The organism is Paenibacillus sp. FSL M7-0802, from assembly GCF_038004945.1.
GTDB lineage: Bacteria > Bacillota > Bacilli > Paenibacillales > Paenibacillaceae > Paenibacillus > Paenibacillus polymyxa_B.
Genome location: NZ_JBBOSD010000001.1, coordinates 4,879,113 through 4,891,468, shown reverse-complemented (window position 1 = coordinate 4,891,468; position 12,356 = coordinate 4,879,113). Strand labels below are relative to the sequence as shown.

Here is a 12,356-nt window from a genome sequence, read left to right as displayed (position 1 = left end):
CCTCCTATTTCTTCAACTTCGGATCAAGCGCATCACGCAAGCCGTCGCCAAAAAGGTTGAACGCAAGCATAATCAAACTGATCAAACCTGCTGGGAAAAGCATCCGCCACGGGTAATACATCCACCCAGTCAGAGCTGATTCAATCATTGAACCCAGCGACGCCTGAGGAGCCTGTACCCCTAATCCAAGGAAGCTCAGGAATGCCTCAGAGAAAATAGCACTTGGAACTGTCAAAGTCAGTGTGACAATGATTGGTCCTACCGCATTAGGCAACAAGTGACGGAACAGCAAACGACCTGCACCTGCACCCATTGAACGGGAAGCGAGTACGAATTCTCGGTTTTTAAGTTGTAACATCTCACCACGTACAATCCACGACATGTTAATCCACCCCGTTACACAGAGCGCAATAATAATTGTAGTGATACTTGGCTCCAGTACAACCAGCAACAGGATCGTAACAAGCAAGTAAGGAATGGAGTACAAGATTTCAGAAAATTTATTCATGATTTCATCAACGCGGCCACCAAAGTAACCCATAATTCCACCATAAATAACTCCAATCATCAAGTCAATCATTGCAGCAGCCAAACCAATAATCAAGGAAATCCGAGCGCCCATCCAAGTACGTACAAACATATCACGTCCCAGATCATCTGTTCCGAACCAATGTTCCGCCGAAGGAGGAAGATTGGTGCTCAACAAATCATTGGTGCGGTCATCGTATGGGGACAGCATCGGCCCAACAATTGAAGCAAGCACAATGAGAACCAACACACTCAAGCTCGTCATTGCCAGTTTATTTTTACGAAGTCGTTCCCAAGCATCTCGCCAAGCGGACAAGCTTTCGCGCTGAATAACTTCAGACTGCTTTTCATCCGCCCCGACCTTCTGGAAATCTTCCGGTTTTACCTGAAGCTTATCCAAGTTCACAGCATTATCTTTAACAGACATAAAGTTATCCCTCCTTCCCGCCAGTAAGCTTAATCCGCGGATCAATAAATCCATATGCAATATCTGTAATAAAACGCGCCACCATCAGCAAAATACCGTAAAAAATAGTAACTCCCATAATCATGGTATAATCGCGGGTTGTAATACTATCTACGAATACCTTACCAATACCGCCAATCCCGAAGATACGTTCAATAACAACTGAACCCGTAATAATATTGGCCGTCATGGGTCCCACATAGGTAACAACCGGCAAAATAGCATTACGTACAACGTGTTTGAACATAATTGTAATGGATTTCAAGCCTTTAGCTTTGGCAGTCTTAATGTAATCCGCATGAAGTACTTCCAGCATGCTGGAACGCGTTAGTCGAGCGATAAACGCAATTGGGGAAGCAGATAAAGCTGCAACAGGCAGAACGTAGTCCATCGGACCGTCAAAGCCCATAACATTAAACCAACCTAACTGTTGAGCGAAGAAAAATTGAATCAACGATGCTAGAACGAAGCTGGGAACCGCAATCCCCATGATAGCTAATACCATTGCAACGTTATCTATTAGCCTACGATGATACAAAGCTGCCAGCATACCTAGCAAGAGACCGACAATTATCGACACGATTATGGCAACAAAACCTAGTTTGAGGGAAACCGTAAAAGTTTGTCCGATAATGTCAGTTACACTTTGATTCAGCTTTTTCATAGAAATACCAAAATCACCTGAAGCAATATCACCTAAGTATTTAAAATATTGGACATATACAGGCTTATCCAGCCCATATTGCTCCATTAACCGGGCTTGAATCTCAGGAGAAGTCGCTTTTTCACTCATGAAGGGGTTACCCGGAATTGCTTTCATGAGAAAAAACGTCGCAGAGATCAGAATGAACAAAGATAGCAGCATATAGAAAAATTTACTGATCAAATAACGCGTCATTGCCCGTTTACACCCCCCATAAATTTTTTTCGACACCATTCGATTTTATCGAAATAGAATTGGACTGTCCAATCTACTTATTTGCATGGTTACATGATGATGGAAAAGACCATGACACACAAAAAAAACGGGATATATATGGTTCTATCCACATATATATCCCGAAGTAACTATCAAACTTCAGAATCGAGCTTCAGTTACTGTGTAATATACGCTCTTGTGAAATCAACTGCTCCACTAAAGTCAAGCCCAATGTCTTTTACATTCGGTTTCGTTAAAGAAACATTTGAGTAGTAGTAGATCGGAAGCATTACCATATCATCTTGAACCAGAATTTTCTCCGCTTTCGCAAAATCTTCCATGCGTTTTGCTGGATCAGTTTCTTTCTTAGCTGCTTCAATCAAAGCATCATATGCTGGGTTAGCATAACCTGCATTGTTGTTGCCATTGCCTGTTGTCCACATATCCAGGAATGTCATTGGATCATTATAGTCAGCAGACCATCCACCACGAGCGATTTGGAAATTCAGCTTGTTACGTGTTTGGATAAATACGCCCCACTCTTGGTTTTGAGTTTTGATGTCAACACCAAGGTTTTTCTTCCACATATCAGCAACTGCCAAAGCAATCTTTTGGTGACTCTCGCTGGAGTTATACAGCAATGTTACCGGAGGAAGTGTAGTTACGCCTTCTTCCTTCATACCTTCTTGAAGCAATTTTTTCGCTTCAGTGAAGTCTTCTTTGAAGTAATCATCTTTATTCTCAGTACGGAATTCTTGAGATACTCCTTTGATACCTGGAGGTACAAAGCCGTATGCAGGAATTTGACCGCCCAATGTTACTCTTTCAACGATTGGTTGGCGTTCAATAGCCATCGCAAACGCTTTACGGATTTTAACATTATTAAATGGTTTTTCAGTTACATTAAACAGATAGTAGTACGTACTTGCAATCCCTTTTGCCTTAAATTCGTTAGGCAGTTCTTTTTTCACAGCCGGAATTTGGTCGGTAGGAATTTCACCGTTTGGCATACCTGCGTAATCGAGTTGTCCACTTCTATAAGAAGCCAGCTCTGTTGCACCGCTATTTACAAGGGACATCGTAATTTTATTCAGCTTGATATCATCTTTACCCCAATAGTTTTCACTTTTGGTTACTTCGATCTTTTGACCGCTGTCCCAAGTCGTTAATGTGTAAGGTCCGTTAGTGATCATGCTATCTTTCTTAACAGCCCACTTATCATTACCTTTAACGGAAGGATTTACAGGGTAAAAAGTGTAGAAAGAAGTCAATCCCAAGAAGTAAGGAGTTGGGTGCTCCAGCTCTACTTGCAATGTATGGTCGTCAACAGCTTTAACACCTACATCTTTAAAGTCTGTAACTTTAGTGCCTTTAAAAGATTTCGAAGTGCTCAGGTTGTAACCCTCAGCATTTTTGATATAGTACAATTGGTAAGCATATGGAGGTGCAGGAGCCGTGGAAGGATCCAATACCCGTTGCCAAGCAAATACGAAATCGCTTGCTTTGACTGGGTCGCCATTACTCCATTTTGCAGTATCACGAAGCTTGAACGTATAGGTTTTGCCGTCATCGGAAATTTTCCAAGATTCAGCTACGCCAGGGATTTCTTTGCCGTCAGGACCCATACGTACGAGACCTTCATACAAAGTTTTCAGAACCGTGTTAGTTTGACTATCCTGAGCTTGTGCCGGATCGAAGGTTGGCGGCTCGGAAGCAAGGTTAATGCGCAAAATTTGCTTGTCGGCCGGAGCCGGCGTAGTCGAGGTGTTTTCTTGTGCGCCCTTACCATTATCGTTCTTGCTGGAGCCACAACCTGCGAGCAGTGCACCAACTGCAAGAATGAGTGTCAAAAGGACTAAAAAGCTTTTCCTTTTCATCTAGCGTTTTCCCCCTAGTTCTAAAGTGGTATATGTTTATAGATTATACAACCAGCGGTCAAAAAAATCTACATTACATTTCTTCAAATTGAGCTTTTTTTTCAAAAAAACATGATTAATTCATATTTTTTCACCTTTCCATGTCACCTTATATCACATGATGTTGAATATATTCTTAAATATACCAACAACAGTCAACAAAATATACGCCAATGTCATCGCTATAAAAGTTAATCTCCAGACCGCTCTACATAATCTTTTACCATCAACCTTCCCTTTTATTCGATTTTGAGCTCCTCCAATTAAACCCAAGGCCAGTAATAGGAGCAGTAGAATCAAATAAAAACCGAATCGAGATGTAAAAATGACGTTAAAGAGTGCTGCGACGGAAAATATCAGAAAAAACGTGGTAATATCCATAGAAGTAAGTAACGATTTCTTTTTTTCCATTTTAAGAATGTAGCGACAAACCGCAAACACGATCAAAAACGGAAAAAAGGGAAGAATACTGAAAGTGATAATAGTACCTTGTATAAGACTCAACTGATCACCCCTCTTTTAGCCGCATGCCTTCAATTAATTGCCACAATACCTCATGAGTTGGTGCAGTAACTCCAGCCCGATCTGCCATCTGCACCAGTTGTCCGTTAATTGAAGCAACTTCCGTCATGGACTGTGCAAGTACATCAGCTAGCATGGACGAGTGATTTTCTGCCGTTACCCGGCATACATTCATAATTTGCTCCCACCATGCGTTTTCCCAGTGGATACCATGAGCTTCATACACTTGAATGCCTTCATCGTACAGCCTGCGCATCATATGTATTCGAATAGGGTCCGAAAGCAGCTCGCCATTACGAACTCGCCATACCGCTGTCAGCGGATTGATCACAGCATTGATCAACAACTTGCGATACATACCGTTCTCGATTTCTTTCGACAAGCAAACGTCAAATCCTGCTGCAAGCAGCCGATTTAGCACACATTGATTAAAATTATTGTTCTTCGCCTCCTCCCCTTCCTCCGAACTACCAATTTCAGTAACACCCGATCCTGCATGTACAATAGATGCTACTCCCTGTCTCTTGGCTCCTTCAGTCGTCACAGCAGGGTATACCACAGCTTCAGGCCAAGCCTGTCTAATGCGTTCTATATGGCCGATTCCATTCTGCAAGCAAACAATTCCTGTATCTCTATCCATTTGAGCTGCAGGCTGGATCTGTTCTAATACTTCCTCAATCGCCCCCTGTTTGGTCATAAGCATTATCCATCGTGCTGGAGCCTGTGAATTTAACCGTTGCCAATCTGCCAATGGCGCTACCTTCAATTTATCCCCGGAAACATGTACTGCCGTCTGTCCCTCCTTATCAAACACAGTAATCCCTTCACGAGCAATGACGCGTGCCTGCTCAAGTGTACGCGTCCACAGCCTTACTTTTGTACCCGAAGCAGACAACCTCCCGGCAAACAACAATCCCAGCGAACCCGCTCCAATAATATCAATCACCTTTGTATCGTCTCGCTTCCATCTTTTTTTCTACTATATCATATGCACTCTAAAGAAATACAAAAAACGCCAACTACGGCAAAGCGCTAGTTGACGTTTTATTTCAATATTGCAGAAGTAATCTTGTTACTCAATGCGCTCCAGATTCCCATTGGCGTCCATTTTGAATCTGGATTTAAGCTCTTCCTCATCTTCAGTGATTAAAGCCAAGCGCCGAGCTCGGTCCATAATCTGAATCAGAGCTTTATAATCATCATTCACAACACGATAGTCGGTTTGTACATCATTCACTTCTTTGGACAGCCGGTCATTAATGGAGCGAAGCTGATTCAATTCTTCTTCCTTTTCCCGTAAATCTTTCTCCAGCATCTTAATCTGCCGATTCGTTTCCTGGACGGATCCCTTCCATTGGCGCAAGAAGCGAATTACTGCATCAATAGATAATGTATCCTCACTCGCACCATCCGTTCTGTATCCACCTTCGACTGTATCAAGCGAGGCAAAAGCCGCAACCTGTGATACACCCACCGGGTTCTGCTTACGGATATAACTGCGCTTCTGGCGCTGTGCTTTGGCAATACTAATCGCTTCATCGTAACGTTTACGCACGCAGCTATTCCAACGAAAGCCACATGCTGCAGAGGTTCTTCCTATTTTTTGTCCAACCTCCTCAAACGCAGCGAGCTGCGTTCCACCTTCACGGATATGCCGCAATGTCACCTCCGCCAATATCAAGTCATCTTCCACACTCCATGCATCTTGTCTTATTGCAGTCATGCCTCTAGCCCTCCTAACAACATCCTGAAATAACCGTCTTCATGAACCGATCTTGCCGGTATTTGAATAGGGTATAAAAGCTGTTTATTCATTCCTATGCCTCTCGTAGAGTTCATAGAATCTATTTGATACTAAATTGTATTTCCATTTCTGCAAGAACTCATACGTGAACGTAAACAGTTTCGGGTTTCAAGCATGCTCAGACTGCTGTACAATAAAATGAATGGTTAAAGAAACAGAAAGGATCATATACATTACCATTAGTTTTTTTCGGGAATACATAAAAGGGGAAACCAAATGAACAAACGAATAAAAATCACAATCAGCACCCTGCTGACCACCATTATGTTGCTAACTTTCATATATGTACGTCCTACCCTGGCCGCTCCCTCCCATGAAGAAAGTCAGATTTTACAAGATAGCCTGTCGATTGTAGAGATAGACCATGAAATTGAGCGAATCAGTCAGGAGCAGCATACCCTTTTGCAGCGTCAGCAGGAACTGCGAAGTAATCTCACCGTTCAGCAAGAGCAAATGACCATACAACGGAAGCGTGCAGGTTCTGTGCTGCGATCTTATTATATGGGGGAAAGGGACAAACTGTTGAGTGTGGTGCTAGGGGCGAAAAGTATAAGGCAACTTCTCTCTCTGTACGATTACTACTTATTATTGATTAGTCACGATCAGGATGTGCTTCAAGAATACGAATCCAATTATCAATCTATGCGAAAAACAGAACAACAAGTCACCCAAGCCTCAATGGAACTGGAGACTGTCAAAACAAACTTACTGGCACAACGTAAACGCATTGCCCTGCTTCAGTCGCGTGTAAATGACGGCGTTAACGCCAGTAATGACCCGGATACCCTACGTAAGCTAATTGGCGAAATGACAGCTTATTGGGAGAATGTAGGTGTCTACGAGGTAAATAAGCACTTTAAAGCATTAGCTCAAGCTATGCAGAATTTACCACAATTCATTCAACAACAACAAGGTGCCATGGTTACAAATGGAAAAGTCATTACGATAAGCATTCGTGAAGAGGACTTTAACCGTTTTTTAAAGTCAGAAAATGAATTGTTTAATCACTTCAACTTTACATTTGCGCAGGATCGAATTGTGGTAGAAGGTCAGCAGGGAACGATGAAATTAAGGGTAGAAGGTCACTACACGCTAGAGAATGAGCCGAAAAATGCAATTTTATTTCATGTGGATCGATTGGTATTTAATGGTCTGGAGCTACCTGATACGACCCGCAACAAGCTGGAAAAGGATTTTGATCTGGGTTTCTACCCACAGCAGCTTATTTCCTATGTCAAAGCCACAGAAGTACGCACTTTAGCAGGAATGCTTGAAGTTAAGCTCGAATTAAACTTTAAGTAAAATTTTGCTCACCTTTCATTGTTCTGAATTTTTACGTGTATAAAACAAGAGACCCCGGGAGATTCCCGAGGTCTTTATTATTGTAATAACGGTAGGGATTTTATAGTAGATCGGCTGCCAACTGCGCAAGCTTGGAGCGTTCTCCTTTTTCCAACATGATATGCCCACTAATCCCTTCTTGCTTAAACCGCTCCACCACATAGGTTAGACCGTTACTGGCTGCATCCAGATAAGGGTGATCAATCTGCTCCGGATCTCCCATCAAAATGATCTTGCTCCCCTCACCCACCCGGGACACAATCGTTTTGATCTCATGTCGGGATAAGTTTTGCGCCTCATCGACTATAATAAATTGCCCAGGTATCGAACGCCCACGAATATAAGTAAGTGCCTCCACCTGAATACTGCCCAAGCCCATCAAAATTTTGTCGATATCACCTGATTTTTTGGCATCAAACAGATACTCTAGATTATCGTAGATGGGTTGCATCCACGGGCGAAGTTTTTCATCCTTTTCTCCCGGTAAATAACCAATATCCTTACCCATAGGAACAACAGGCCGAGCAATCAGCAGTTTCTTGAAGCGATGTTCATCCTCTACCTTAAGCAAACCTGCCGCCAGCGCCAGCAGCGTTTTGCCCGTACCCGCTTTTCCTGTAATGGTCACGAGAGGGATATCGTCATTAAGCAAAAGCTCCAATGCCATCCGCTGTTGAGCATTACGCGCGCTGATTCCCCACACCGATTCGTTACTTAAGTACAGCGGCTCTAATCGCTCTGCCTCCTGATTCACTTTCAGCAAAGCTGATTTTCCAGTTCCCATTTCATCTTTCAGAATAACAAATTCATGCGGATACAGCGTATAAGGTAGTTCCAGTGGCTTGATTGGTAAAAAACGGTTAGAGTAAAATTCATCTATGATGGACGGGTGCACCTGTATTGCCGAGTATCCGGGATATAGCTCACTTAGATCGCCTGTTCTATCGGATAGGTAGTCTTCGGTCAGCAGTCCCAGTACATCTGCCTTGATCCTGACCAGCACGTCTTTACTGACCAAAACGACCGAACGTGGTTCAGGCTGCTCCTGCTCTTCCAGATGATAATTCAAGGCGACCGCCAAAATCCGGTTATCGTTCGAAACCTCCCCGAACATCTCCTGAACTTTCAAAAAACTTCGGTGGTTTAACTCAACCTTAAGCCTCCCACCCTGGGGAAGTGGAACGCCACTGTGCAGATGACCTACTTCTCTTAACCCGTCCAACAATCGCGATACATTGCGGGCATTCCGTCCAATCTCATCCGCGTTGCGTTTTTTGGAGTCGATTTCTTCCAGAACAACAGCTGGAATGACAACTTCATGTTCTTTGAAGGTAAAAATGGCTTTCGGATCATGCAGCAGCACATTCGTATCCAGCACAAAAATTTTCTTCATTAAATCCCCTCCAAAGCGGCGTGGACAATCTCGTGTTTCATACCTATACCTATTCACCGGGTACCCAATACTTGCTGATTCCCTGAAAAAAGAACCCCAAAGCAGATAAAGCAACGAAAAGTTGTAGTGAAGATAGCTCTGAGCCTGTACATTTTTAAAATTAGACACAAAAGGCCCAGTGATTGCTCACTGGACCTAGACTTGGTTCACTATAACTTTAGACATACCTCAACCCCCTTATGTTATATAAGAGCTTTACTCGCTGCGAGTATAACATAAGAGAGGAGAAAGATACATACTCAGGAATTGGAAGAAGCTGCAGTAGTGTCGCTTGCTTTTTTAGCTAATTCCTCTTGTAGCGCTTGTTTGGCCAAATCGAGCTGTTGCTCATCAATGTACACATACGGGCTACGCCACGTTCCTGCCACCGGATTGTATTTCACATTTTGCTTGGAAATATTCCAATAGGTTTGTACGATATTTTTCATTTGCTGTGACTCGATATCTGTCATCATATTCTTATCAACCGATTTAATAATTGCGCTAAACTTGGTCAAAGCGTTAAAGGATTGCATTTGGTCAATTAGGGAATGAAGCACCTGATTTTGTCGACGATTGCGATCAAAATCGTCAGATTCAGCTGTTCTTGGACGACAATTCGATTTGCGGTAGCGAACAAAATCAAGAGCCTGATCACCGTTCAAATGCTTGGCTCCAGCTGTCAGGTTAATATCGGTACCATCTGCACGGTCACGATAACACATGTTTTTATCAACCGTCACATCTACGCCACCCAAATTATCTACTACATCTCTAAAGCCCTGGAAGTTAATAACCGTCACATAATCGATATCAATGTTTAAATATTTGCCGATCATCTTCTTCATTTGCTCTTCAGCAACTTCACCAGATTCTTTCTCTCTAGCCTTAAACACTGGATAATACTCATTCAACTTGCGTGGTTTATATCCATCCATTTCTAGACGCGTATCGCGCGGTAAAGACACGATGGTAGACGATTTGGTATTGGGGTTTAATGTAGCTACCATAATAACGTCTGACAAATAAGTCGGATGATCAGGGCGGTAATCGGTTCCCAGCAATAAGATAGTCAAAGGCTTAGCTTCAGCCAATTGTGTTTTGGGTACTTCCTTGTTGATCCCCGTATCCAAAACTTCCTCTACCTGATTGTAAATATAGTAGGTATAACCACCTACTGCCAAAATACCTATAATGAGCAAAAACAAGACAAACTTCATAAACGATCTGAAAAAGCTTTTTTTCTTTTTCGTTTTTTTCGGTTTGGCGGATTTTTTCCCGCTTTGTGTCCGGGGAGGCAATCCGTTCGAAAGATTACTCATGCTTCAACACCTTTTCCTGCGTTTTGAGAAATATCGCTTTCTCCAAGTTTACAATCCTAAAACACATACAGCGGCGCATCCCGTTCCCGGGCGTCGCCGCTGTGGCCAAAGACCAATCCAATCAATTACGTATTTGCTTGTGCTGTTTTACGTTGTTTCTCCGCACGCTCGCGTTCACCTTTGTTCAAGATCTTTTTACGCAAACGGATGGCATTAGGCGTAATTTCGCAATACTCATCATCATTCAGATATTCGAGCGCCTGCTCCAGAGAGAAGATAACAGGTGTTTTCAGTTTAACTGTATCGTCTTTTGTTGCTGAACGAACGTTTGTCAATTGTTTTTCTTTACAAATGTTAACGACGATGTCGTTATCACGTGTGTGCTCCCCAACGATCATGCCCTCATAGATTTCAGTACCTGGCTCCAGGAACAAAATACCGCGATCTTCTACGCCCAGCATACCATAAAATGTAGAGCTGCCGTTTTCCGTTGACACGAGAACACCCTGATGACGTCCACCTACTTGACCGCCAACAAATGGTCCATAGCTGTCAAACGCATGGTTCATTACGCCGTAACCACGAGTCAAAGTCAGGAAGTTTGTAGTGTAACCGATCAGACCACGTGCAGGGATCAGGAATTCCAAGCGAACCTGTCCGGTGCCGTTATTAATCATGTTAACCATTTCGGCTTTACGGGAGCCCAAACTTTCCATAACCGCGCCCATGCTTTCTTCCGGAATATCAATGAGGAGACGTTCGATTGGCTCCATTTTCTTACCGTCAATTTCCTTGACGATAACTTCCGGTTTGGACACTTGCAGTTCGTAACCTTCACGACGCATGTTTTCAATCAGGATACCCAGATGCAACTCACCACGTCCGGATACAATAAAGGCGTCCGGGCTATCTGTTTCATCAACACGTAAGCTGACATCCGTTTCGAGTTCTTTCAGAAGACGCTCACGCAATTTACGGGATGTTACCCACTTACCATCGCGACCTGCGAATGGGCTGTTGTTAACCAGGAAGGTCATTTGCAGCGTTGGCTCATCAATCTTCAGTACAGGCAATGCTTCAGGATGATTTGGATCGGCAATGGTTTCACCGATGTTGATATCTTTAATTCCCGCAATCGCCACAATGTCACCAGCGCCCGCTTGGTCAGTTTCAATACGTTTCAGACCTTGGAAGCCGAACAGCTTCTCAATACGCGCTGATTTACTGCTACCATCACGCTGCATAACTGTGACTGCTTGCCCCTGTTTAATGATACCGCGGTTTACACGACCTACTGCAATTCGGCCAAGGTATTCGTTATAGTCCATCAGTGTTACGAGGAATTGAAGAGGCTCATCTACTTTCTCAGTTGGAGCCGGAATGTGCTCTACAACTGTTTCGTACAATGCTTGCATGTTGTCGTCTTGCTTTTCAGCATCCATGCTGGATGTTCCGTTCAGCGCCGAAGCGTACACAACAGGGAATTCCAGTTGCTCATCATTCGCACCCAGCTCGATGAACAGATCCAGTACTTCGTCAATGACTTCTGCCGGACGAGCTGCCGGACGGTCAATTTTGTTCACTACAACGATAGGCGTCAGATTTTGTTCCAGCGCTTTACGCAGTACGAATTTCGTTTGCGGCATGCAACCTTCGTAAGCATCAACGACGAGCAAAACACCGTCAACCATTTTCATAATCCGTTCCACTTCGCCACCAAAGTCGGCGTGTCCCGGTGTATCTACAATGTTAATCAGGTAATCTTTGTAAGTGATTGCTGTATTTTTAGCCAAAATCGTAATACCGCGTTCACGCTCCAGATCGTTGGAGTCCATGGCGCGCTCCTGAACAGCCTCGTGTTCTCTAAATGTTCCGGACTGTTGAAGCAGCTTGTCGACAAGCGTCGTTTTTCCGTGGTCGACGTGGGCAATAATCGCAATATTGCGAATGTTTTCTCTTGCATGCATGGTTTGTATCCATATCCTTTCCGTATATCAAAATAGTGTCTCTATCCTGAAGCAGTGCTGATTCAAGGCTAACAATCGTTCTTTAGGCCCACTCCCTGCCAGCCTTCTATATGTTTCAGGCTTTGTACAGACAGCTTCT

At 43.5% G+C, this 12,356-nt stretch carries 10 protein-coding genes; 1 reads left to right on the top strand and 9 read right to left on the bottom strand.

The features are described 5' to 3' along the window. Positions 1–4: 4 nt before the first annotated feature. The 6 genes from MHB54_RS22435 to MHB54_RS22410 form a co-directional block, all read right to left on the bottom strand. Positions 5–955 carry an ABC transporter permease gene (locus tag MHB54_RS22435; protein ID WP_013311103.1) on the bottom strand — a complete coding sequence of 317 codons (951 nt, stop codon included), beginning with the start codon at positions 953–955 and terminating at the stop codon, positions 5–7. Positions 956–959: 4 nt separating this feature from the next. After that, a complete protein-coding gene (locus MHB54_RS22430; RefSeq protein ID WP_023989458.1) occupies positions 960–1,892 on the bottom strand; it encodes an ABC transporter permease in 933 nt (310 codons plus the stop codon). Positions 1,893–2,089: 197 nt separating this feature from the next. Continuing rightward, entirely contained in the window at positions 2,090–3,790 is a 1,701-nt protein-coding gene (locus tag MHB54_RS22425) for a peptide ABC transporter substrate-binding protein (RefSeq protein ID WP_023989459.1), read from the bottom strand. Positions 3,791–3,943: 153 nt separating this feature from the next. Further along, a complete protein-coding gene (locus MHB54_RS22420; RefSeq protein ID WP_013311106.1) occupies positions 3,944–4,333 on the bottom strand; it encodes a DUF3397 domain-containing protein in 390 nt (129 codons plus the stop codon). Positions 4,334–4,337: 4 nt separating this feature from the next. Beyond that, on the bottom strand, positions 4,338–5,297 hold the full coding sequence (locus MHB54_RS22415; protein WP_071558478.1) for a ketopantoate reductase family protein: 960 nt from the start codon (positions 5,295–5,297) through the stop codon (positions 4,338–4,340). A 126-nt stretch (positions 5,298–5,423) separates the two neighbouring features. Next, positions 5,424–6,074: an RsfA family transcriptional regulator gene (locus MHB54_RS22410; RefSeq protein WP_013311108.1), complete on the bottom strand. Its 651-nt coding sequence runs from the start codon at positions 6,072–6,074 to the stop codon at positions 5,424–5,426. Between the two features lie 297 nt (positions 6,075–6,371). Between MHB54_RS22410 and MHB54_RS22405 the strand changes: the two genes are divergently transcribed. Continuing rightward, on the top strand, positions 6,372–7,457 hold the full coding sequence (locus MHB54_RS22405; protein ID WP_071558477.1) for a hypothetical protein: 1,086 nt from the start codon (positions 6,372–6,374) through the stop codon (positions 7,455–7,457). A gap of 100 nt (positions 7,458–7,557) precedes the next feature. On the opposite strand, the gene MHB54_RS22400 is transcribed toward MHB54_RS22405, so the two are convergent. The 3 genes from MHB54_RS22400 to typA all read right to left on the bottom strand — a co-directional run bounded on the left by MHB54_RS22400 (position 7,558) and on the right by typA (position 12,217). Further along, positions 7,558–8,889 (bottom strand): PhoH family protein, encoded by a 1,332-nt coding sequence (locus tag MHB54_RS22400; protein WP_023989462.1) that lies wholly within the window; start codon positions 8,887–8,889, stop codon positions 7,558–7,560. Positions 8,890–9,188: 299 nt separating this feature from the next. Next, positions 9,189–10,250, bottom strand: coding sequence for an LCP family protein (locus MHB54_RS22395; protein WP_023989463.1), 1,062 nt, complete (start codon positions 10,248–10,250; stop codon positions 9,189–9,191). A gap of 125 nt (positions 10,251–10,375) precedes the next feature. Beyond that, a complete protein-coding gene (typA, locus tag MHB54_RS22390) occupies positions 10,376–12,217 on the bottom strand; it encodes a translational GTPase TypA (RefSeq protein ID WP_013311112.1) in 1,842 nt (613 codons plus the stop codon). Positions 12,218–12,356 lie beyond the last annotated feature (139 nt).

Coding starts and splice junctions, on each gene's coding strand:
- MHB54_RS22435 (WP_013311103.1), bottom strand. CDS start 955: ATGTCTGTTAAAGATAATGCTGTGAACTTGGATAAGCTTCAGGTAAAA.
- MHB54_RS22430 (WP_023989458.1), bottom strand. CDS start 1,892: ATGACGCGTTATTTGATCAGTAAATTTTTCTATATGCTGCTATCTTTG.
- MHB54_RS22425 (WP_023989459.1), bottom strand. CDS start 3,790: ATGAAAAGGAAAAGCTTTTTAGTCCTTTTGACACTCATTCTTGCAGTT.
- MHB54_RS22410 (WP_013311108.1), bottom strand. CDS start 6,074: ATGACTGCAATAAGACAAGATGCATGGAGTGTGGAAGATGACTTGATA.
- MHB54_RS22405 (WP_071558477.1), top strand. CDS start 6,372: ATGAACAAACGAATAAAAATCACAATCAGCACCCTGCTGACCACCATT.
- MHB54_RS22400 (WP_023989462.1), bottom strand. CDS start 8,889: ATGAAGAAAATTTTTGTGCTGGATACGAATGTGCTGCTGCATGATCCG.
- MHB54_RS22395 (WP_023989463.1), bottom strand. CDS start 10,250: ATGAGTAATCTTTCGAACGGATTGCCTCCCCGGACACAAAGCGGGAAA.
- typA (WP_013311112.1), bottom strand. CDS start 12,217: ATGCATGCAAGAGAAAACATTCGCAATATTGCGATTATTGCCCACGTC.